At 60.3% G+C, this 22506-nt stretch carries 24 protein-coding genes; 20 read left to right on the top strand and 4 right to left on the bottom strand.

The annotated features are described in order from the left end of the window. Window positions 1–50 precede the first annotated feature (50 nt). The 18 genes from prmC (at window position 51) to VUN82_16715 (ending at window position 17215) form a co-directional block, all read left to right on the top strand. Window positions 51–923: a peptide chain release factor N(5)-glutamine methyltransferase gene (prmC, locus tag VUN82_16800; protein ID XAS70742.1), complete on the top strand. Its 873-nt coding sequence runs from the start codon at window positions 51–53 to the stop codon at window positions 921–923. Window positions 924–935: 12 nt separating this feature from the next. After that, window positions 936–1781 (top strand): L-threonylcarbamoyladenylate synthase, encoded by an 846-nt coding sequence (locus VUN82_16795; protein XAS70741.1) that lies wholly within the window; start codon window positions 936–938, stop codon window positions 1779–1781. Beyond that, window positions 1778–2563 (top strand): WecB/TagA/CpsF family glycosyltransferase, encoded by a 786-nt coding sequence (locus VUN82_16790; GenBank protein XAS70740.1) that lies wholly within the window; start codon window positions 1778–1780, stop codon window positions 2561–2563. The genes VUN82_16795 and VUN82_16790 overlap by 4 nt, the downstream gene beginning before the upstream one ends. After that, on the top strand, window positions 2564–3520 hold the full coding sequence (locus tag VUN82_16785; protein ID XAS70739.1) for a glycosyltransferase family 2 protein: 957 nt from the start codon (window positions 2564–2566) through the stop codon (window positions 3518–3520). 282 nt (window positions 3521–3802) lie between these two features. Next, window positions 3803–4921 (top strand): MraY family glycosyltransferase, encoded by a 1119-nt coding sequence (locus VUN82_16780; GenBank protein XAS70738.1) that lies wholly within the window; start codon window positions 3803–3805, stop codon window positions 4919–4921. 113 nt (window positions 4922–5034) lie between these two features. Further along, the gene (locus VUN82_16775; protein XAS70737.1) at window positions 5035–5526 is read left to right on the top strand and encodes a hypothetical protein; all 492 of its coding nucleotides are present in this window, start codon (window positions 5035–5037) and stop codon (window positions 5524–5526) included. Further along, window positions 5513–5848: a hypothetical protein gene (locus VUN82_16770; GenBank protein XAS70736.1), complete on the top strand. Its 336-nt coding sequence runs from the start codon at window positions 5513–5515 to the stop codon at window positions 5846–5848. The genes VUN82_16775 and VUN82_16770 overlap by 14 nt, the downstream gene beginning before the upstream one ends. Window positions 5849–5929: 81 nt before the next feature. Further along, entirely contained in the window at window positions 5930–6730 is an 801-nt protein-coding gene (gene atpB, locus VUN82_16765; protein XAS70735.1) for a F0F1 ATP synthase subunit A, read from the top strand. A gap of 79 nt (window positions 6731–6809) precedes the next feature. Next, entirely contained in the window at window positions 6810–7028 is a 219-nt protein-coding gene (gene atpE / locus VUN82_16760) for an ATP synthase F0 subunit C (GenBank protein ID XAS70734.1), read from the top strand. A gap of 50 nt (window positions 7029–7078) precedes the next feature. Then, the gene (locus VUN82_16755; GenBank protein XAS70733.1) at window positions 7079–7636 is read left to right on the top strand and encodes a F0F1 ATP synthase subunit B; all 558 of its coding nucleotides are present in this window, start codon (window positions 7079–7081) and stop codon (window positions 7634–7636) included. Further along, window positions 7636–8463: a F0F1 ATP synthase subunit delta gene (locus VUN82_16750; protein ID XAS70732.1), complete on the top strand. Its 828-nt coding sequence runs from the start codon at window positions 7636–7638 to the stop codon at window positions 8461–8463. The genes VUN82_16755 and VUN82_16750 overlap by 1 nt, the downstream gene beginning before the upstream one ends. A gap of 85 nt (window positions 8464–8548) precedes the next feature. Further along, window positions 8549–10186 carry a F0F1 ATP synthase subunit alpha gene (gene atpA, locus VUN82_16745; protein XAS74721.1) on the top strand — a complete coding sequence of 546 codons (1638 nt, stop codon included), beginning with the start codon at window positions 8549–8551 and terminating at the stop codon, window positions 10184–10186. A 76-nt stretch (window positions 10187–10262) separates the two neighbouring features. Beyond that, on the top strand, window positions 10263–11153 hold the full coding sequence (locus VUN82_16740) for a F0F1 ATP synthase subunit gamma (protein ID XAS70731.1): 891 nt from the start codon (window positions 10263–10265) through the stop codon (window positions 11151–11153). 83 nt (window positions 11154–11236) lie between these two features. Further along, complete coding sequence (atpD, locus tag VUN82_16735; GenBank protein ID XAS70730.1) at window positions 11237–12688, top strand: F0F1 ATP synthase subunit beta; 1452 nt, start codon at window positions 11237–11239, stop codon at window positions 12686–12688. A gap of 1 nt (window position 12689) precedes the next feature. Next, window positions 12690–12974 carry a F0F1 ATP synthase subunit epsilon gene (locus VUN82_16730; GenBank protein XAS70729.1) on the top strand — a complete coding sequence of 95 codons (285 nt, stop codon included), beginning with the start codon at window positions 12690–12692 and terminating at the stop codon, window positions 12972–12974. Window positions 12975–12984: 10 nt separating this feature from the next. Further along, window positions 12985–13416 carry a DUF2550 domain-containing protein gene (locus VUN82_16725; protein XAS70728.1) on the top strand — a complete coding sequence of 144 codons (432 nt, stop codon included), beginning with the start codon at window positions 12985–12987 and terminating at the stop codon, window positions 13414–13416. Window positions 13417–13421: 5 nt separating this feature from the next. After that, the gene (locus VUN82_16720) at window positions 13422–14720 is read left to right on the top strand and encodes an alpha/beta hydrolase-fold protein (GenBank protein XAS70727.1); all 1299 of its coding nucleotides are present in this window, start codon (window positions 13422–13424) and stop codon (window positions 14718–14720) included. Beyond that, the gene (locus tag VUN82_16715; protein ID XAS70726.1) at window positions 14702–17215 is read left to right on the top strand and encodes a DUF2156 domain-containing protein; all 2514 of its coding nucleotides are present in this window, start codon (window positions 14702–14704) and stop codon (window positions 17213–17215) included. The genes VUN82_16720 and VUN82_16715 overlap by 19 nt, the downstream gene beginning before the upstream one ends. A gap of 164 nt (window positions 17216–17379) precedes the next feature. On the opposite strand, the gene VUN82_16710 is transcribed toward VUN82_16715, so the two are convergent. The 3 genes from VUN82_16710 to nucS all read right to left on the bottom strand — a co-directional run bounded on the left by VUN82_16710 (window position 17380) and on the right by nucS (window position 19903). Next, the gene (locus tag VUN82_16710) at window positions 17380–17583 is read right to left on the bottom strand and encodes a cold-shock protein (protein ID XAS70725.1); all 204 of its coding nucleotides are present in this window, start codon (window positions 17581–17583) and stop codon (window positions 17380–17382) included. Between the two features lie 279 nt (window positions 17584–17862). Continuing rightward, window positions 17863–19110 (bottom strand): amidohydrolase family protein, encoded by a 1248-nt coding sequence (locus tag VUN82_16705; protein XAS70724.1) that lies wholly within the window; start codon window positions 19108–19110, stop codon window positions 17863–17865. 97 nt (window positions 19111–19207) lie between these two features. Then, a complete protein-coding gene (gene nucS / locus VUN82_16700; protein ID XAS70723.1) occupies window positions 19208–19903 on the bottom strand; it encodes an endonuclease NucS in 696 nt (231 codons plus the stop codon). 49 nt (window positions 19904–19952) lie between these two features. Between nucS and VUN82_16695 the strand changes: the two genes are divergently transcribed. Further along, window positions 19953–20297 carry an ATP/GTP-binding protein gene (locus tag VUN82_16695; GenBank protein ID XAS70722.1) on the top strand — a complete coding sequence of 115 codons (345 nt, stop codon included), beginning with the start codon at window positions 19953–19955 and terminating at the stop codon, window positions 20295–20297. 33 nt (window positions 20298–20330) lie between these two features. Then, window positions 20331–21128 (top strand): alpha/beta fold hydrolase, encoded by a 798-nt coding sequence (locus VUN82_16690; protein ID XAS70721.1) that lies wholly within the window; start codon window positions 20331–20333, stop codon window positions 21126–21128. A gap of 14 nt (window positions 21129–21142) precedes the next feature. On the opposite strand, the gene VUN82_16685 is transcribed toward VUN82_16690, so the two are convergent. Further along, on the bottom strand, window positions 21143–22435 hold the full coding sequence (locus VUN82_16685) for an AI-2E family transporter (protein ID XAS70720.1): 1293 nt from the start codon (window positions 22433–22435) through the stop codon (window positions 21143–21145). Window positions 22436–22506: the final 71 nt, after the last annotated feature.

Raw genomic sequence — 22506 nt, 5'->3', positions numbered from 1 at the left:
ACCTGCCGATTTCCAGCTATCACCCGATTTCCAGCTGTCAGGGCATAGATATGACGATTTTCCCCGGCCAGAGCCTCGCGGATGCTGTTCGCGAGGCCACTGCGGTTTTGTCCGACGCCGGAGTCCCCACCCCGCGCGTCGATGCCGAACTTCTTGCGGAGCACCTGTTGGGAGTGGGGCTGGGCCGGTTGCGGGCAATGCTGCTGGGGGATTCCCCCGCCCCTGAAGGCTACGCCGAACTGGTGGCCGAGCGTGCCGGACGCGTACCGCTTCAGCACATCACCGGCGTCGCGTATTTCCGCCACCTTGAGTTGCAGGTGGGGCCGGGTGTGTTCATTCCCCGGCCCGAAACGGAATCCGTTGTCCAGCTTGTCATCGACCACGTGGCTGGCATGTCCCACCCTAAGATCGTGGACCTCGGGACGGGTTCCGGAGCCATTGCCGGTTCAATCGCCCAGGAGGTTCCAGGTGCCGAAGTCCATGCTGTGGAGTTCAGCACTTTTGCCCATGCCTGGGCCAGCAGGAACCTTGAACCGCTGGGTGTCTCGCTGATCCAGGGCGATCTCAGGGATGCCTTGCCTGAACACAACGGCTCCTTTGACGTTGTGGTGTCCAATCCTCCGTACATCCCTGCCGAAGCCATCCCGAACGAGCCCGAAGTTGCCCTGCATGATCCGCCCGAAGCACTGTACGGTGGGGGAGCGGATGGCATGGAACTCCCGACGGCGGCAGCAGCCTCTGCAGGCCGCCTCCTGAAACCTGGCGGCTACTTCGTGATGGAACACGCAGAAGTCCAGGCCGATTGGATCAGCGGCATGTTGCGTCGAGCGGGACGTTGGCAGGACATCACCACGCACTTTGACCTCAACGGCAAGGAACGTGCCACGAGCGCAGTGCTGGCAAACAAGGCTCCTGATGAGTGAAAGAATAGCGCTGTGACCACAACCTACAATTGCACTTCCGATGACCAGCGGGCTGAAGGACTTCAACACGCGCAGCGTGCCATCAGCGAAAAGAAGTGCATCGTGCTGCCGACGGACACCGTGTACGGCATTGCCGCTGACGCCTTTTCCCCCTTGGCCGTGACAATGTTGTTGGCCTCCAAGGGCCGTAGCCGGCAAATGCCCCCACCGGTGCTGATTCCCCGCATCAATGCCCTGGACGGACTCGCGAGCGATGTATCCGCCAATGCCAGGGCCTTGGCACAGGCATTCTGGCCTGGTGGCCTGACGCTCATCCTCCACGCCCAGCCGTCTTTGGATTGGGATCTGGGTGATACCAAGGGCACTGTTGCCCTGCGGATGCCTGACGACGAACTCGCGCTGGAGCTCCTGGGCCTTACTGGGCCGCTGGCTGTTTCATCGGCCAACCGGACAGGGCAGGAAGCAGCGCAGACCGCTTCAGAGGCCCGGCTCCAGCTGGCAGATTCCGTGGAGGTTTACCTTGAAGGCGGCTTCCGGCCCGTGAAAGGTACTGCTGCCCTGCCTTCCACCATCGTGGATGCAACCTCAGAACCCTTCAGGGTGGTACGCGAAGGCGCTATCTCCCTGGAGCGATTGCGTGAAGTTGTTCCTTCCGTCCTCGGCGTTGACGAGCCTGCACCTTCCGCTGCGCCGGCAGCAGCAGAAACAGAAGCAGCAGAACAGGAAGAACCTGTCTCCGAAGCGGCCACCTCACACGACGCACCCATCGAAGTAACGGAAGCACCCGCCGTCGAGGATCCCGCAGCCGCTGTTTCAGCATCGGCACCCGACGCTCCACGTGAAGCCAAACCCGAATGATTCCGGACCGCCAGCGCGTCCCCGTCCTTGACGTCGACGCGACTCCGCTGCGCGTCAACGAATTGATCGATGCCTTGCACGGACTCATCGCCACCGGAACCACCCGTACTGTGCTCGGCCACAATCTTCACAGCATTACGCTGTTTCATTCCTGTGCAGATTTCCGTTCACTTTACGATCAAAGCTCGGTCATCCTTCTTGACGGTGCCCCGGTAGCCATGCTTTGGGGATTGGCTCACAAACGGCAACTAAAACCGTTGGGACAGGGCCCCATGGCATATCGCCTCGGGTCCATGGACTGGATCCCGGCACTCGGGGGAGTAAAGGGTTTGGAAAGGGTGGCCGTGATCGGCGCGGGACGGGCTGCAAATACGCAGGCTGTGGCCAGGCTGCGCACGATTATTCCGGACGCAACGGTAGATGGCATGCCCGGCGAAGGATGGGACGACGAGTTGGAAATGGCGGTCGTCGAGTGGTTGGATCGATTCCGTCCTCAGCTGGTGCTGCTGGGCCTTGGCATGCCGCTCCAGGAGACGGTCCTGCAGCGACGACTCACTCAGTTTCCGCCCGCCGTGTATTGTGCCGTTGGCGGTGCCATTGAACAGGTGGCCGGCGTCCAGAAGCTCGCGCCGCGTTGGCTCGGGCGCCTTGGGCTCGAATGGGCGTGGCGCCTGGTTCTCCATCCGGGCCGTGTTGCCTACAGAGTTTTTGTTGAACCATGGAAGTTGGCGGGCCTGCTGATTCGGCGGCACTTCCAGCCATCCCAGACCAAAGGCAAGTAAATGACGTCCAAACCTGTTGTGGTCGCCGTTGTGGTGACCTTTAACCGGCGTGAACTCCTTGAGACCACCTTGGCCGGAATCACCGCCGGGACGGAGGTGCCGGACGCTGTCGTCGTTGTGGACAACGCCTCCACGGACGACACGCCGGAATTCCTCAGGACCTACCGCGGCCCTGTTCCCACGGACGTCGTAACGCTCAAGGCCAACATGGGCGGTGCAGGGGGATTTGTTGTGGGTATGGAACGTGCAGTCCTGGACCACGGTGCAGACCACGTTTGGATCATGGACGACGACACCGAGCCGCAGCCCGGCGCGCTTCGCGAGGCACTGGATGTATCCGAGGCCTACGAACAGGTAGCAGGGGAAGCTCCCGCATTCATCGCCAGCCGCGTGGTGTGGACGGATGGGCGCGAGCACCCCATGAACCGCATGCGCCCACGCATCGGCGCCAGTGAGGCGGCGCGCAGCATGGCTGCCCGACTGGGTGCCGTTCAGATCCGCAGCGCATCCTTCGTCTCTGTCCTGATTCGCGCCGACGAGATCCGGCGTCACGGACTGCCCATTGCCGATTACTTCATCTGGAACGATGACCTCGAATACACGGCAAGGGTTTCGCGCCGGGGAACTGCCTTGGCTACCAGTGCGTCAGTAGCCAACCATCATACGAAAGTATTTGGAGATGCAGGGGCGGACCCCGGCCCTCGTTTCTACTACGAGGTTCGTAACAAACTCTGGGTTTACACGAGATCCAACGCCTTGGCCCCTTGGGAAAAGGTCCTCTTCACCGGGGCTTCGCTCCGCAATTGGGCAAAGACCATTGCTGCGTCCTCAAACCGCAAAGTACTGCTTGACGGCTTGTTCAAGGGCCTGCGCCACAGTTTGAAGGCGCCCCGCTCCAACGCCGAAGTGCTCAAGGGGATCTACGCCCTGCGCAACGTCCAGGAGCCCGCCAAGTAGAAGCCTGCCGCTTGGCCACTGCACATCAGCTGTGGCTTTGCGGCTGCGTCACGCCGGTGGTCACCGCCGTTGGCATTAGTATCGTGACTAGAGTCCACAGAAATCCCAGCATCATTTGGCACAGCCGGTGCAGGCATGGCGACGGAGTAGTTCCATTTATCGACAGACAGAAATCCACACCTTGACCTGCCCAGAAATACACGGCTTTCCAGCGAAGCACCGGCTGCATGCGTTGGTCCGTGTACCTGATTTCTGCATTGGGCTGCTTTCCGGAGCCGCGTCATGATCATGTACCTGCTGATGGCACTCACGGCTGCAGTGGTGTCCTACTCCGGAACGTGGGGAGCCCGCGTACTCGGGAACAAATTACGGCTTTACCGTCCCATCCGCAGCAGGGACATGCACTCCGCACTCATCTCAAAACTGGGCGGCCTTGGCATCTTTGTAGGATTTCTTGTTGCGCTCGTGGTGGCAAGCAACTCCTTCTTCGTCAAGGATATTTTCAGGCATAACGATGCTCCGTGGGGCATATTGGCCGGAGCCATAGTGATCGTCGCAGTGGGGGTCGCGGACGATATCCTCGACATCCGCTGGTGGATCAAGCTCCTGGGGCAAGCAGCTGCGGCTTTCATCGTCGCGATCTGGGGCGTGCGGATGTCTGTGGTTCCATTCATCCCTGAACCGATCCTGATTCAATCCGAGCTCGTCCAGATTGTCCTGACAGCCGGGCTGATTGTTACCACCATGAACGCCGTCAACTTCATTGATGGCCTGGATGGACTGGCCGCAGGTGTGGCCACCATAGGGGGCGGTGCCTTCTTCCTCACGGCGTACTGGGTGCACCGGAACAACCCATCCACTGACAATTCAGACCTTGCGACACTCCTGATGGCGATCCTGGTGGGTGGCTGCATCGGCTTCCTGCCGCATAACTGGTTTCCAGCCAAGATCTTCATGGGGGACTCCGGTGCCATGCTCATCGGTCTCCTCATGGCTTCAGCCGGCGTAGTGGCCACGGGGCAAATCGGATCCGGGCTCTACGACCGCGCCAACGGCATTCCCACGGTCATCCCGATCCTCCTGCCGTTCGCCGTCCTGTCCCTTCCGCTGCTGGATTTCGGGATGGCTGTGGTTCGCAGGACCGCCCGGGGACAGTCTCCGTGGTCTGCAGACCGTGGGCATCTCCACCACAAGTTGGTGGACCTCGGCTACTCGCACCGCACCGCCGTCGTCATGCTTTATGTCTGGACCTGCATCCTGGCGTTCGGCGGTGTTGCTTTCGCAGTGTTCCCTTGGCAGATTGTGTTGATCGTGGTGGTTGTAGCTGCCCTTGTCATGGCCGCTGTTACCGCATGGCCGTACTTCACGCGGAATGCGGCAGGACCAGGGGAGCGCGCATGACTTCCGGTTATGGTCACAGTTCTATCTCATGTAGAATTCTTTCTGCGGACAGTCACTCGCCCGTAACCCCACTTTGAGAATATGGCACCCGTGCCACGAGGATTGGTATCCCCATGACATCCAACGCCGATTCCGGACGCCCGTCCGGTAAACGTGTTGTTGGAGTTTCCGGGGAGACGTCCAATCTGTGGCTCCGCCTGCTGCTCTTGAGCTCTGCTGCTGCTCTGGCCGGATTGGTCGTGACGAGTATCGTCGCAGCGTTCATTAACGGTGGCCAAGGCGCGCTTTCCGCAGCATTCGGGGCCGCGCTGGTCATGCTCTTCTTTGCGATCAGCCTTCTGATCGGTCATTTTGTTGGCCGCAATAATCCTTCCGGCGCTGTCGGCCTGTTCGTGGCGACGTACTTCGTAAAAGTCGTTGGATTCGCCGTGGTCCTCTTTGTTATTGGTACTCCGTCCTGGTTGCACGGCCGATGGTTCATCATCGGCGCAGTTGTTGCCGTCGTCCTTTGGCAGGCTGCAGAGATCTACGGTTTCAGCAAAGCCCGCCTGCAGATCTACAACGATCCTGCGGATGAGAAGGGCGGCACGGATGTCTCTGCGTAAGCGCAACTCCCAGCTGACCGGCCACACCCGATCGCAAAGTGCGGCCGACGATTCTGCCGACGCCGGAAGCGATGGTGGATACAACGCCGGCATCGCCGTCTTCAGCTACATCGTTGGCGGGATCATTGTCTGGAGTTTGATAGGCTGGGGTCTGGATAATCTGTGGGGGACCCGCTGGATTGTGCTCCTTGGCGCTCTGCTGGGAGCCGCAGGAGGGTTCTATCTTTCCCATATGCACGGCCTCACCAGGCAAAGCTCTTCTTCTGGCGAGAGCAACGCAGACAGCGGTCCGTCCACGGACGGGGACAGTAATGCCAAATAATTTCACACGGAATATGGATGCGTCGAGCGCGTCCGGCTTCCAACCAATGCCCAATGATGGACACAGCAGAGAGGAAACGCGTTGATCGCGCTTGCGCTCCCCGCCCAGGATTCGGGGTCATTCACCCCACCCGGAATCGACGAAATGCACCTGCCGGCAATCCTGCCTTGGGGTGCGCACGATGGCTTCTCCAAGCAGATGCTGCTGGTGATCCTTTCGGTCGTCATTATCGCTACATTCTTCATCCTCGCTGCACGTAAGCAGCAGCTGGTTCCCGGCAAGCTGCAGTTCGCAGGCGAAATGGCCTATGGCTTCGTCCGTAACAGCATCGCCAAGGACATCATCGGCGGCAAGGACTTCATCAAGTACGTCCCGCTGTTGTTCAGCTTGTTCTTCTTCATTCTGGTGAACAACATCTACGGCGCTATCCCCGTGATCCAGCTCCCGAGCTTCTCGCACGTTGGCGGCGCCTATGTGCTCGCTGCAGTTGTATACGTCACATGGATCGCAATCGGCATCAAGAAGAACGGCCTGAAGTACTTCAAGCTGGCAACGGTTCCTTCGGGCGTGCCGTGGTACATCCTGCCGATCGTGGTCCCGATCGAAATCATCTCGAACTTCATGGTCCGCCCCGTCACGCACAGCCTCCGTCTGTTCGCGACCATGCTGGCCGGCCACTTGATCGTCATGCTCGCCGGATCCGGCATCGAGTTCCTTGTCATGCAGGAGAACGTCCTGCTCAAGGGAGCCTCGGTCCTGGTCCTGGCCGGCGCCATCGCAATGTACATGCTGGAAGCACTGATCATGGCCCTGCAGGCATACGTGTTTACTCTGCTGACCGCGATCTACATCGAAGGCGCACTGCACGCCGACAGCCACTAGGCTCCCAAATCTTCCCCTCGCGGGGATGAAGCAACCCAAACAACCTGCCGCACGGGCGGCATCTTGAAAGGAAGAAAAAATGGAAGGCTCCATCAACGGCTCCCTCAACCTCATCGGCTACGGTCTCTCGGCCATCGGCGGTGGTATCGGTGTGGGTCTCGTGTTCGCCGCCTACATCAACGGTGTTGCACGTCAGCCGGAAGCTCAGCGCGTGCTGCAGCCGATCGCGTTCCTTGGTCTTGCTCTGACCGAAGCCCTCGCCATCCTCGGCCTGGTCTTCGCTTTCGTTCTCAAGTAAACCGAAGAACCAGGCGAATTCCACACACGAGTAGATAGGACGGGTGAAATATGAATCAGCTGATCATCTCAGCCGCCACTGAAGGCGAAGAGGCCACTAACCCTCTCGTTCCCAATGTTTGGGAAATGGGTGTCGTCCTCGTCGGCTTTGCTGTCCTCCTGTACATCGTGGTCAAGTTCATTGTCCCGATGTTCGAGAAGACCTTCGCAGAGCGCGCCGAAGCGATTGAAGGTGGCATCGCAAAGGCAGAAAAGGCACAGGCCGAAGCTTCTGCAGCTCTTGAAGAGTACAAGCAGCAGCTCACCGATGCCCGCGCCGAAGCCAACCGGATCCGCGAAGAAGCACGCGCTGAAGGCGCCCAGATCCTCGCGGACCTGAAGGCGAAGGCTGCTGCCGAGTCTGCCCGCATCACCGAGCAGGCACACGCCGCCATTGAGTCCGAGCGCCAGGCAGCTGTTGTCTCGCTTCGCTCAGAGGTTGGCACTTTGGCTACCACGTTGGCTGGCCGCATCGTTGGTGAAGCACTCACTGACGATGAGCGTGCCGCACGCGTTGTGGACCGCTTCCTGGCAGATCTGGAGACCCAGAACGCAGGTGCAGCTAAGTAATGGCAGGTATATCGAGCGAATCGCTGACCACGGCGCTGGCGCAGTTGGAAGCAAAGCTTCCTTTTGCCTCGCTGCAGTTGGCAAAGGACCTCTTCGGAATCCTGGGAACGGTGGACAGCTCGGCTGGCTTGCGCCGCGCCTTGACTGACCCGTCCCGTAGTGGAGACGAGAAGTCGGCGCTGGTCAAGCAGCTGGTTAGCGGAAAAGTCTCCGCTGATGCTGCTGAAATCGCAGGCGGACTGGCTGGCTTACGCTGGGCATCTGCACGCGATATCGGCGATGCACTCGAGACTCTTGCCGCCACGGTTGTCATTGCCGTAGCTGAAAACAAGTCGGCCGTTTCTGCCTCTGGTATTACGGGGCTGGAAGAGCTGGAAAACGATCTGTTTGCTTTCAACCAGGCCGTCGCTTCCAGCCACGAAGTACAACGTGCTCTGTCTGAGCCGCAGGCATCCGCAGCGGCCAAGGTGGCACTTGCCGAGAAGCTTGTTCCTGGCGCCAGCGAGGAAGCAAAGGTTCTCATCAGCCAAGCCGTAACACAGCCGCGCGGTGTCAAGCCGAGCAAGCTCGTCGAGTCCTTCGCCAAGCTTGCAGCCAAGCGTCAGCAGCGCTGGATTGCTACTGTCAGCGTTACCCGTCCGTTGACGGAAACGCAGGCCAGCCGTCTGCAGGCCGGGCTTAACGCCCTGTACGGCCGCGAGCTGAAGGTCAACCTCAATGTTGACCCCCGCCTCATTGGTGGAATCCGGGTTCAGGTGGGCGATGAAGTGCTTGACGCTTCTGTTATCGGCCGCCTGACCGACCTCCGCCGTCAGCTCGCTAGCTAGCGAAGACAAAGCACAACTTAACTGATATAAAACCCGGTCATCGTGAGCAACGATGATCACGAAAACAGGAGAGCAGGGACTGCAGATGGCCGAATTGACCATCAACGCCGACGACGTCCGTAATGCGTTGAACGAGTTCGCGGCGTCCTACGAACCCGGAAACGCAGAGCGCGTAGAGGTTGGTCGTGTGACCACCGCAAGTGACGGCATCGCCCGTGTTGAGGGTCTTCCCTCGGTCATGGCGAACGAGCTGCTTCGCTTCGAAGATGGCACGCTGGGCCTCGCCCAGAACCTTGACGTCCGCGAGATCGGTGTCATTATCCTCGGTGACTTCACTGGCATCGAAGAGGGCCAGGAAGTTCACCGCACTGGTGAGATCCTGTCCGTTCCGGTTGGCGATGCCTTCCTCGGTCGCGTTGTCGACCCGCTGGGCCAGCCGATCGACGACCTCGGCGAGATCAAGGCCGAGACCACCCGTGCACTGGAACTCCAGGCTCCGGGCGTCACCGAGCGCAAGTCGGTTCACGAACCGATGCAGACCGGCCTCAAGGCTATCGACGCCATGATTCCGATCGGCCGTGGCCAGCGTCAGCTGATCATTGGTGACCGCCAGACCGGCAAGACCGCAATCGCCGTGGACACCATCATCAACCAGAAGGCCAACTGGGCTTCGGGCGATGTCACCAAGCAGGTCCGCTGCGTTTACGTTGGTGTTGGCCAGAAGGCTTCCACCATTGCCGCAGTGCGCCAGACCCTTGAGGACCATGGCGCGCTGGAATACACCACCATCGTGGCCTCGCCGGCTTCGGACCCCGCCGGCTTCAAGTACTTGGCACCGTATGCAGGCTCGGCCATCGGCCAGCACTGGATGTACGGTGGCAAGCACGTTCTGGTGATCTTCGATGACCTTTCCAAGCAGGCCGAAGCCTACCGCGCGGTTTCCCTGCTGCTGCGTCGTCCGCCGGGACGCGAAGCCTACCCGGGCGACGTCTTCTACTTGCACTCCCGTCTGCTGGAGCGTTGTGCAAAGCTCTCTGACGAGCTCGGCGCAGGCTCGATGACCGGTCTTCCGATCGTCGAAACCAAAGCCAACGACGTTTCCGCCTACATCCCCACCAACGTGATCTCCATTACTGATGGCCAGATCTTCCTTCAGTCTGACCTCTTCAACGCCAACCAGCGTCCTGCTGTTGACGTTGGTGTGTCGGTCTCCCGCGTCGGTGGCGCTGCCCAGGTCAAGTCCATGAAAAAGGTCTCCGGTACCTTGAAGCTGGACCTGGCGCAGTACCGTGACATGCAGGCATTCGCCATGTTCGCTTCGGACTTGGATGCGGCTTCCCGCCAGCAGCTGACCCGTGGTGCACGTCTGATGGAACTGCTCAAGCAGGGCCAGTACTCACCGTTCCCGGTTGAGGACCAGGTTGTCTCCATCTGGGCTGGTACCAACGGTTACCTGGACGACGTCCCGGTTGAAGACATCAGCCGCTTCGAGTCCGAGTTCCTGGAACACCTGAAGCACAAGTCCTCCATCCTGACCACGCTGGCTCAGACCAACGTCCTGGATGACGACACCGCTGCCGCACTGAAGGAAGCCATCGTCTCCTTCAAGAAGGGCTTCTTCGGCGAGGGCGACAACCACCTGGTTGGCGCCGGACACGAAGAGCACGCACCGATCTCCGGTGGCGACGTCGACCAGGAAAAGATCGTCAAGCAGAAGCGCTAGTTTCGATGACCTGTTCTGCCGGGGTCCGCAAGGGCCCCGGCAGGGCAGTACGTCGGGAACTTAGGAAAGGATAAGTATGGGAGCCCAGATTCGGGTCTACCGTCAGAAGATCAGCTCGACGACGTCGATGCGCAAGATCTTCAAGGCGATGGAACTGATCGCTACCTCGCGCATCGGTAAGGCCCGCGCCCGCGTAGCAGCTTCACTGCCTTACGCGAACGCGATTACCCGCGCCGTTTCTGCTGTCGCAAGCCAGACCGAAATCGACCACCCGCTGACCACCGAGCCGGAGCAGATCCGCCGTGCCGCAGTCCTGATCATTACCTCGGACCGTGGCCTTGCAGGATCCTACTCTGCGAGTGTGCTCAAGCAGGCTGAAGGTCTCACCGAGCTTCTTCATGCAGAAGGCAAGGAAGTCAAGGCGTACCTGGTGGGCCGCAAGGCGCAAGCGTACTTCGATTTCCGTAACCGTGACTACGCCCGTGTATGGACTGGCGGCACGGACGCACCGGAATTCGAAACCGCACAGGAAGTCGGAGCTGCACTTCTCGAAGACTTCGCCACTGACTTCGAAGAGGGTGGCGTGGACGAAATCCACGTCGTCTACACCCGCTTCAAGTCCATGGTGACCCAGGAGCCGACGGTTATCCGTTTGCTTCCCTTGGAGGTCGTCGAAGAGGAAGCAGCCGCGGAGTCAGAGCTGCTGCCGTTGTACGAGTTTGAACCGGAAACGGAGCAGGTCCTTGACGCCCTGCTTCCGCGTTACATCGAGTCCCGCATCTTCGCAGCCATGCTGCAGGCGGCAGCTTCCGAGCTCGCAGCCCGCCAGCGCGCCATGAAGTCGGCCGGTGACAACGCTACGGACCTGATCAAGAAGTACACGCGCCTTCGCAACACGGCCCGTCAGGCCGAGATTACGCAGGAGCTTTCCGAGATCGTGGCTGGCGCCGACGCCCTCGCGTCCTAGCCGGTACGGATTCGGCTCGAAGCCGCACCTGCACCAAACAGATAAACTTAACCCCACGCCATCTACTGAGTGAAGTGAGAGAGATGACTGCCACTGCTACCGAACACGTAGCAACGGCCGGTGCCACCGGCCGCATTGCCCGTGTTATTGGTCCGGTTGTCGACGTCGAATTCCCGGCTGACGCAATCCCCTCGATTTACAACGCTCTGACCACTGAGATCACTCTCAATGGCCAGACCAAGACCATCACGTTCGAGACCTCCCAGCACTTGGGTGACAACCTCGTTCGCGCCATCTCCCTGCAGGCTACCGACGGACTCGTCCGCGGTACCACTGTGCGGGACTCCGGCGCTCCGATCTCTGTGCCCGTCGGCGACGGCGTCAAGGGCCACATCTTCAACGTCCTCGGCAAGCCGCTGGATGTTGAAGAGTCCGAGATCAAGGCTGACGCCTACTGGCCGATCCACCGCAAGGCTCCGTCCTTCGCTTCCCTCGAGGGCTCCACGGAGATGCTCGAGACCGGCATCAAGGTTATCGACCTCCTCACCCCGTACATCAAGGGTGGAAAGATCGGCCTGTTCGGCGGGGCTGGTGTTGGCAAGACCGTTCTGATCCAGGAAATGATCACCCGTGTTGCACGCAACTTCGGTGGTACCTCCGTATTCGCCGGTGTTGGCGAGCGTACCCGTGAAGGTAACGACCTCTGGGTTGAAATGGAAGAGGCCGGCGTTCTCAAGGACACCGCCCTTGTCTTCGGCCAGATGGATGAGCCGCCGGGAACGCGTCTGCGTGTTGCGCTGTCGGCTCTGACAATGGCGGAGTACTTCCGCGATGTTCAGAACCAGGACGTGTTGCTCTTCATCGACAACATCTTCCGCTTCACGCAGGCAGGTTCGGAAGTTTCCACGCTGCTCGGCCGCATGCCGTCCGCAGTGGGTTACCAGCCGAACCTCGCTGACGAGATGGGTCTCCTCCAGGAGCGCATCACCTCCACCAAGGGTCACTCCATCACCTCGATGCAGGCTATTTACGTGCCTGCTGATGACTACACCGACCCGGCTCCGGCAACGACCTTCGCACACCTCGACGCGACCACGGAACTTTCCCGTGAAATCGCCTCCCGTGGTCTGTACCCGGCCGTTGACCCGCTGACGTCGACCTCCCGCATCCTGGACCCCCAGTACATCGGCAAGGACCACTACAACACGGCTGTCCGTGTAAAGCAGATCCTGCAGAAGAACAAGGAACTCCAGGACATCATCGCCATCCTCGGCGTTGACGAACTGTCTGAAGAAGACAAGATCGTCGTGTCCCGTGCACGTCGTATCCAGCAGTTCCTGTCCCAGAACACCTACACCGCCAAGCAGTTCACCGGCGTCGAAGGCTCCACCGTGTCCATCAAGGACACCGTGGAAGGCTTCACTGCTATCTGCGACGGCGAGCTGGACCACATCGCAGAGCAGGCGTTCTTCAACGTCGGCGGCCTGGATGACGTCGAGCGCCAATGGGCCAAGATCCAGGAACAGACCAAGTAGTATGGCTGAGCTCGAGGTTGAGATTGTCGCAGCGGACCACTTTGTGTGGTCCGGCGCGGCCAAGATGGTGAAGGCCCGCACCAGCGATGGTGAAATCGGAATCCTGCCGGGCCACTCGCCCCTCCTGGCCATCCTGGCTGAGGGTGAGCTGGCAATCCAGCCGGTTTCCGGTGACCGTATTGCGGTAGTTGTTGACGGTGGATTCTTCTCCGTGGACAACGATCGTGTGGTCATTGTTGCTGACAACGCCCAAATGGGCGAAGCGGCTACAGCGGGGATCCGATAGCACGACCTTGATGGACGATTCCCTTATTCCGTTCATCGCCCTGGCAACGGCGTTTGCGTTGCTGATTTTTTCACTGTGCCTTTTTGGGGTGCGCCGCTTCAACCTGCGGCGCGCCCTGGGCACGGTTGACGCCTCCATTTGCACGGCTGGAAACAGTTGGCAGATGGGGGTTTGTCGTTATCAGGACAATGAACTTGAGTGGTTCCGCTTGATGTCCCTGAGCGTGATCCCAAAACATAGATACAAACGCAGTTCCTTGGAGCTTCTTGGCCGGCGTCAACCGACTGAGGATGAGCTCGTCAAGGTGCAGCCTGGCGTCGTCGTGGTTGAACTCCAATATGAAGGTAAGAAGTTCATGCTTGCCATGAACTTCGATGCCTATGCCGGTCTTTCCTCCTGGCTCGAAGCCGGGCCTGTCATCGGCGTCGGAACCTGGCGTTAGGCCCCATGGATTCTCTTCTGGACATCAGCCTTGTTGATGGTCCATTCCTGTGGTTGAGCATCATTGCGGGCATGGCGGGGGCGGTGTACCTGCTGTGGAAGCGCCAATCTTCCTGGCCGCTGGCGGTCGCAGCCTGCTTGGCGGGTGCTGTTGGCCTTGTGGTCCTGGCACATTGGATCCTGGTTGATCTGATGGCCATCTTCTCGGAAAATCTTCCCTTTGAGACTGTGGCCTGGTCGGTTCCGGCTGTCGCGGCCGCCCTGCTGTTTGGGGCCCGCTTTCCGCGCGCCACCTGGAAGAGCCGTGTCCGAAGCCTTGCTGCCATGCTTGGCGTAGTCCTCGTGAGCCTCGTCCAGGTCAATGCGTACTTTGGCCTCAACAACACTGTCGCTGACCTTCTGGGCACGGCCGTCGCCCGGATTCAACCTTTGGAGTCAAGCCTTCAACGCGCTCCGGACAGCAAGCCGGGACCTGCGCCCTCGGTTTGGAAAGCTCCGGAGTCAATGCCGCGGAGCGGCATCCTTCGGAAGGCTCAAATCCCGGGAAACGCATCGGGCTTCACAGCACGCGAAGCCTACATCTACCTTCCACCGGCCTATCAAACTGCAGCACGGCCAAGTTTGCCGGTGCTGGTGCTCTTTTCAGGGCAGCCCGGTGGTCCGGCCGACTGGTTAACCGGGGGCCAACTCCGCGCACAACTGGACAGGTTTGCTGAAGCCCATGGCGGCATCGCACCGGTCGCGATCGTGGTGGACCCAAATGGCTCGGGAAACGCCAATACGCTGTGCATGGACAGCCGCATCGCGCAGGCTGACACTTACCTGTCCCAGGATGTGCCCATCTGGATCAGCTCCACCTTGGACGTATCAAAAGATCATCGGTTGTGGGCTGTTGGTGGTTTTTCGTTCGGCGGTACGTGCGCCGTACAGATGGGGACAAACCATCCCGAACTGTTCACTTCGATAGTGGGTTTTTCCGCTGAACGGGAGCCTTCCCTGGCGAAGGACCGGAATAAGACCATCGCAGACTCGTTCGAAGGCGACGTGGGCGCTTTCGAGTCAAGAACGCCATTGTTTTTGATGCAGCAGCGGAATTACGAAGGCAGCGGTCTGTACTTGGCTGCAGGAGCCACTGACACTGAGTTTACCGACTACATGCACGTTCTCGCGGATGCTGGGAAGGAAGCGGGTTTCACCACGGAAGCGCACTCCATTCAACACGCCGGCCACTCTTGGGACACAGTGGTCAGGGGTATGCCTGGTGCCTTGGAGTTCCTGTCTTCCCGATGGGGACTAAGCCAATGAGCCTTGCCCTGAAAGGCGTCGTGCAGCCGGCCTTGAGGCAGACCGCCAAACATCTCCGCGCCACACCGTTCACCACGTTCGTCCTTGCCTTGTTCGTAGCGGTGTCCCTTCTGTCCGGAAGTATCCTTGCGGGACCTGCAGAATCCTTGCTGCCTGTGGCGGGAGTGACCCTGGCCGGTCTGCGGTCGGGGCAGTGGTGGTCCATCTGGACGTCGCTGTTCTTCACCACCAACCTGCTGGCGTTTGTCACGGCAGCCCTCATGATCCTCTTCCTGTTGGGGCTGGCGGAGCGGCGTTTCGGCTTCCTCCGGACGGCCGGTGTCTTCCTGGGGAGTCAGTTTGCGTGCATTGCGGCGTTCCTCCTGGTCACCCAAGTGGCGCTGTACATGGATGACGGTTGGATCTCCAGGATGGTGGATACCCCGCTGATCGGACCCTATGGCGCCCTGATCGCTACGGCACTTGCAGCCAGTGCGTTGCTGCCGACGCTCTGGCAACGACGCCTGAGGACCGTGGTGCTCTCCTTGTCCCTGCTGCTGGTGCTGTACATCGGACATGCCGAGACAGTGATGGGCCTTGTGGGAGCGTTGATCGGCCTTGGAGCTGCCTGGTGGATGCAGAGCAGCCAGGGTCACCTTCATTTACACCGCTCCACGGGCCGCGAAGTCCGGAACCTGCTGGCCCTTACCATGGCCATTTTCGCTGCCGGCCCTATCCTGACTGCTGCCGCCAAGAGCCCGTCCGGTCCTCTGGCAATTTTGCGGGATGTCATCCTGAACCCGCTCCCGACACTGAGCCAATTGGAAAGCACTTGCGGTGGGACAATCGACGTTGCTTGCCTTGAGTTAAGCCGCCAGGGTTACACGGGCCCTTTCGGGCTGGCCCTGGCTGTCGTGCCCGTGGTGTTGTTGCTCATTTGCGCCGAGGGCATGCGTCGTGGCAGGCGTCTGGCCCTTGGGATAGCCATCGGTGTCCAACTGTTGGTCGTGGCCCTTTCCACAGTTTATTTGGGGCTTTTCGCCAGCATCCCGTTGCCTCAAGGGCGTCGAGTGCCGACGCTGAACCCGGCTGTTGTACATCTCATTCCCTTGGTCTTGGTTCCGCTGACCCTGGCGGTCCTCTTGTTCGCTTATCGTGGACATTTCCGCGTTGAGTCTTCTGCCCGGATGCGGCGGCGGGTCTTCTGGCTCGTTGGCCTCACCGGCGGAACACTGGCGCTCGCGTACGCTGGCGTGTGGTTGGCTTCAGGCGGTATGACGCGCGACGGCGGCCTCTTGGGTTTGGGTGCCGAGCTCGCCAGACAGTACCTGCCGGTTCCGTTGCCCAGCGTGTACCGGAAAGTGTTTGCTGAGCGCGACGCTCTTGAAGTGTTCCTGTTTTCCTACTCCGGCACCGTCTTCTGGCTAGTGGCATTGATTGGAGCGTGGGTACTCCTCATCCGAGGCCACCATTCCGCAGGTTTGGACCATCAGGGAAGGGATCGCGCACGTGAATTGGTGAAAACCGGCGGTGATTCGCTGTCTTGGATGGCGCTCTGGGAGCCGAACAAATACTGGTTCAATCCCCGGGGGACCGGGGGAGTGGCCTATCAGCAGCATGGCCATGTCGCCCTGACTTTGGCGGGTCCCGTAGGTGCGAAGGAGCACCATGCGGAGACGGCTGGAGGATTCCTTGACTACTGCTCCCAGCATGCCTTGATACCTTGCCTCTACTCCTGCACCGATGAATTATGGCCTATGCTTCAGGCCCGCGGTTTTCGAAGGGTTGCCGTCGCCCAGGAAACCCGCTTGAGGATCAGGGGCTTGGAGTTCCGCGGCAAGGAGTGGCAGAACGTCAGGACATCACTCAACCGGGCAGCAAAGATGGGAATCACCGCCACATGGGGTCGGTATGCCGCGCTTCCGCATGCCCTGCGGGCGCAAGTGGGCGAGGTGTCCGAAGAGTGGGCTGCGCAAAAACGCGTACCTGAGATGGGGTTCACGTTGGGCGGCCTGGATGAGCTCGAGGACCCTGATGTGTTGTGCTGCGTGGCAACTGACGCAAAGGGGTTCGTTTACGGGGTGACCAGCTGGCTTCCGGTCTACCGGGACGGCAAAGTTGTGAGCTGGACCTTGGACTTCATGCGTCGCCGTGGCGATGCCTTCCCCGGAGTGATGGAATTCCTGATTGCCTCGGCCATCCTGCATCTCCGGGAGTCCGTGGACGTCATATCCCTTTCCGGTTCGCCCCTGGCACGGGAAAAGGGTGAGATTGATCAGCGGGCCGAGGGACTTGCCGGCATGCTGGACCTGGTTGGCCAGGCGCTGGAGCCTGTTTATGGTTTCCGATCGTTGGCTTCTTTTAAATCACGTTTCCAACCGGATTACCGAACTTTGTACATGTATTACCAAGACCCGTTGCACCTCCCGGCAATAGGCAGGGCATTGAGTCGCGCATACCTTCCGGGATTGTCTGTTCGACAATCCGCCAGATTACTGCGAACCCTCGTTGCTTGAATTGTCAACGCCTATTCCAAGATGGCGTCCCGCATTTCTTCACGGTTTGTAACAGGAGTCGTTGAAATATCAGACATTCCGACCATTAAACATGTTGGTCCCGCCTCGAGAGCCGGGACCAACATGTCAGTTGAAACTGCAACAAACAAAATCAACAGGTAAGACTAGACGACCGTAACGCCGGTTGCCTGGGGGCCCTTGGCGCCCTGACCGATCTCGAACTGAACGCGCTGGTTCTCATCGAGGGTCTTGAAACCACCGGTCTGGATCTCAGAGTAGTGAACGAAAACATCCCCATCCGAGTCATCCGGGGTGATGAAGCCGAAGCCCTTTTCAGCGTTGAACCACTTGACGGTTCCCAGTGCCATGTATTTCTCCTCATTATGGAACATCAGTCCGATACACCTCGTACCGGCCCTTGTTACTCCGCGAGAAGATCCGGATTCCGTCCAGGCTTGGCCTGTATGGTTTCGCAGGAGCTTCACGCTCGCAACTCGTCTTGCGAGCATGAAAACCACCTACACAAAGACTGCTACAACACTTTCATGTGCCGTGCCGGAGGTCAACGGTCTTTAAGGCAATTCGGGAAAATTTTCGGTAAAAAGAAGGTAACGCTGACAACCGCAATTCACCGTCGTCTGATTGTCCTAAGCCAGCCACTGTCCGTTACGCATGACCGCAGTAAGGCCCAGTTCCTGATCGGTAGTAACAACGTCAGCGCGAAGGCCCCGCCGCAATCCACCCACCTCGTCAGAGAGTCCAAGAATGGCTGCAGGCACTGCAGTCGCCGAGCAGATGGCGTCCGGAAGGGCGACACCCGCCGCCACGGTTTTGCGGACCACTTCCAGGAGTGTGGCTGTGCCTCCTGCGATGGAACCAGTGGAATCCAGGGTTGCCACGCCATTGCTCACGGTCACCGGCGAGGGCCCGAGCATGTAGTTTCCGTCCGAGAGCCCGGCAGCGGCCATCGAATCCGTGACCAGGAGAATATTGCTGGCGCCCACCAACTGAAATACGGTAGCCACAGTGCTGGGGTCCAGATGCGTGTCGTCGGCGATGAGTTCCAGCACTGCTTTCCCCGACTGGGCGGCCCGCAGGCAAGCAGCAACGGGGCCTGGCGCGCGGTGGTGCATTGGTGGCATCCCATTGAAAAGGTGCGTCACGGTCGGGAGCGAGCTGACGCCGTCGAACCCTGCCGATTCCAGTCCTTCACGGGCCGCAGCCAACGACGCAGCGGCTGTGGCGTCGTCGCAGTCGGTGTGACCCAACGATGGCGTCACGCCGTGGAAGGTCATCAAATCTACCAAGGCAGCGGCCCCCGGCAATTCCGGGGCATATGTCATGGTGGCAAGTTTGCCGGCGGCAGCACCCACGAGTTCGTTCATGAGGTCCAGGTCCGGCTCCAGCAGGTAGTCCGGGTTCTGGGCGCCGCATCGTGCATGGGAGAGGAAAGGGCCCTCCAGGTGGATGCCGGCCACAAGGCCTTCGTCGACGAGCTTCACATACAGTTCGATCCCGCGAAGGAGGTCCTCCCGGGGCGCGGTAACCATGCTCGCGAGGAAAGTTGTGGTGCCGGAGCGGTGCAGGAACTCAACTGCTTTGCGGGCCGAGGCCTCCTCGCCGCCTGGAAAGTCCCCACCATTTCCGCCGTGGCAGTGGACGTCCACCAAACCAGGGAAGATGAAGTGGCCGCTGGGCGCACCGATGCGTATGGCGTGCCCGAAGCCTTCAAACTCATCCGCGTCAAAGCCGTCCGCCGGCCCGGCATAAGCAATACGGTCGCCGTCGATGGCCAGGAGGCCGTCTTCCACCACCGCGCCGTCACTTACAAGTGTTCCCGTGAGGATCTGCTGGCTGGGCGCGGAAGAATGGGCAAAATGGTCTGCGGCAGTCATGACTCTGATTCTAGTGGCCTAAGGTTCCCCCCAGAGGGAGAACCCAGGGAAAACCCCGAGGAGAACCCAGGGAGAACCGAGCGAGAACAGGGAAGAATCAGAAGAGCCGGGATTCGCTGTCATCCACGCCGCGCATGGCGTCATAGTCCAGTGTTATGCAGTCAATTCCGCGGTCGTTGGCGAGGACTTTGGCTTGGGGCTTGATCTGTTGGGCTGCAAAAATCCCCCGGACCGGCGCCAGTAGTGGATCCCGGTTCAGCAGCTCCAGATACCGGGTCAGCTGCTCGACGCCGTCGATGTCGCCGCGCCGCTTCAGCTCAATCGCCACCGTGGCGCCGCTCGCGTCGCGGGCAAGGATGTCCACGGGTCCGATGGCGGTGAAGTACTCCCGGCGGATGAGTGAGTATCCGGTTCCGAGGGTCTCGATCTGTTCTGCCAGGAGGCGTTGCAGGTCAGCTTCCACGCCGTCCTTGATCAGCCCAGGATCAACACCCAGATCATGGGAGGTGTCATGCAGTTGTTCATAGATGTTGATAATGAGCCGGTCATCGGTCTTGGCCGACTGCACGGTCCACTGCTCAACCACGCCCTCTTCCACTTCGGTTTCCTCAGGGGACGTAACGCGCAGCGTGGCCGGCGGGCTCATCCAGTTCAACGGCTTGTACGAACCGCCGTCGGAGTGCACCAGTACCGAGCCATCGGCCTTGACCAGCAAGAGCCTGGTGGCGAGGGGGAGGTGGGCCTTGAGACGGCCAACATAATCAACAGAACAACGGGCTATGACGAGTCGCACCCGCCTTACCTTACCCGTTGGCGGCCGGTGGCTGGGGCAGAATGGAATCATGCCCCGCTCCAACCGCCCTCGTCGCAACGCCGCCAGCACACGTTCGAACAAACCTGCCGGCAAGTGGGCAGACGAGGCCCCGGAACTGGATCTGGAACGGGCAAGGGCGGGGATTGCGCGCAGGGAAAGCGCCCCGGATGGTGACTGGATGGTCCGTACCATGACGGCGAGGAAGGCGGAGAAGCAGTACATCTGCCCCGGCTGCTCGACAGCCATCCTCCCGGGCATCGCACATCTGGTGGTGTGGTCGGATAACCACCTTTTTGGCGAAGCGGCCGGGCTGGCCGAGCGCAGGCATTGGCACACCAACTGCTGGACGTCACGGACCTACCGGTATCGCTGACCAGGTCCCGTTGGTTCCCTTAGGCTTGGTGGCATGACTTTTGACCCCGCCTCGTTCGTTTTCACTGCGCAGGATGCTCCGTCGGCGATTCGGGCCTCCACCGTCCTTCCCGCGCGCCGGGAGAATGTGGAATTCACCACGGAAGACGGAAAACTCCTGCTGGGGGAACTCGCCGTGCCGGAATCGGGGGAGATCACTGCAACGTTGATCACCCTTCATCCGCTGCCGACCCATGGCGGCTTCATGGACTCCCATGTTTACCGCAAGGCTTCGTATAGGCTGCCGGCTTTGGCAGGCGTAGCGGTCCTGAGGTTCAATACCCGTGGCACACACTCGCCGCGAGGGACCAGCCAGGGCAAGTTTGAAGAGGGCATCGGCGAGCGTTACGACGTCGAAGCAGCTGTCCGTTTCGCTGTTGAGCGTGGCCTGCCGAATCGGTGGTTGGTGGGTTGGTCGTTCGGGACTGAACTTGCGCTGATGTACGGCGCAGTTGAACCCGTGGCGTCGCAGATCGAGGGCGCGGTCCTGTTGTCTCCGCCGCTGCACCGGGCAACGGATGTCCACCTCAAAGAATGGGCAGCCTCGGGCAAGCCGCTTACCGTGCTGGTTCCGGAACACGACGATTATCTTCGCCCTGCAGAAGCAGCCCAGCGCTTCAGCCTGGTGCCCCAAGCGCGGCTCGTCGGCGTCGACGGCGCCAAGCACCTGTGGGTAGGAGAGAAGTACGCGGCGCGTGTCCTGGACGAAATCGTCGACGACGTCACTGCGGCAGGTGCCGGTGTGGACGGCCTGCCACGTGAGTGGGCGGGCCTGGTCGCCAACGGCGCATAGCTAAGCGGAGAGGGTCAGTGCCTGTCTTGGCGCATGATGAAGACTTCCTTGATCAGCAGCATGATGGCCGCCGCCGTCGGAATGGCAATCAACGCACCCAGGACACCCAGCAGGCTTCCGCCCGCGATAACTGAGATCACGGCTACTGCACCCGGCACGGCAACTGCCCGCTGCATGATGCGCGGGGAGATGAAGTAGGCCTCGAACTGCAGGTAGGCAAAGTAGGCGATCGCATAGATCACGGCCGTTTGCCAGCCGGCTGTGAGCGCCACAAGGATAACCACGACAGCGGCGATCATGCCGCCAACCAGCGGGATGAAGGCCAACAGCGCCACCACGAAGGCAAGCAGGACGCTGAAGGGAATTCCGAGGATGCTCATGACGATGAAGGCAAAGAATGCGTTCAGCAGGGCGACGCAGGCCTGGCCAATCACGTAGTTGCCTACTGAATCGGTAATCGCTTCCGAAAGTGCCTCGACGCGGGGGCGGCGTGACCTCGGCGCCAGGCGGTAGGCCCATTTCTTCATGGATGGCAGGGCAGCCAGGAAGTACAAGCTAAGCACCAGGACAATCAGCGTGCCGAACAATCCGTTGGCCACAGTGGAACCGAAGCCCACAACGCCGCCGAAGATGCCGCCCATGGCTTCGGGATCCTTGACGAACTTATCCAGTTCGGTAGTGATGCGGTCACGAATGCCGAACTGGCTGTCCACTGTCCGGAAGAAGTCCGAGTCCAGGAAGCCCCGTATCCAATCCGGTGCCTGCCGGACGATCTCGGACACCTGTTCCACGATGGTGGGAATCAACGTTGCAAAGAACCCGGCAACCGCAAGGACCAGGACAGAGACAGATATCAGGATGCCGCCAGGGCGCGGGACCTTCCGGGTCTCAAGCCATCGGACTACCGGATCCAGCCCGAGGGCGATGAAGAGCGCGGCAACAATCCATAGGATCAGCTGGGTGGTATTGCTGGCGATGTAAAAGACCAGCAGGGCCACGCCAACCCCGGCGGTGCCCATGAAGCCCACATACAGCGGGTGCTGGGATGACATACGGGGTCCTGGAGCGCCGAAATCGTTGTCCTCGTCGGCTTTGACACCCTCTGCTACGGCAACGGCCTCGTCCTCGGGAGGCATCTCGAACCTGACCCGTGTGCGGGCTCCCGGGATGGGTTGCCGCAGCTTGCGGGCTATTGCGGCCAGGCGTCCGGTGCGGACCGGAACGGTGGCAGAGGTCCCATCCGCGGGGGCGTCCACCACAGTTGAGCCTGACTCATCGATCGGACGGGGCTCCAAGTGGTCTTTCACGCGGTTCTGCTGCCTTTTCTACCGATTATCATGATCATCGCCACACTATCAGGAGCCCGGAATCCGGCCTT

Source organism: Micrococcaceae bacterium Sec5.1, from assembly GCA_039636795.1.
GTDB lineage: Bacteria > Actinomycetota > Actinomycetes > Actinomycetales > Micrococcaceae > Arthrobacter.
Note: the sequence above shows the minus strand (reverse complement) of the source record. Positions and strands in the feature narration are given on the sequence as shown.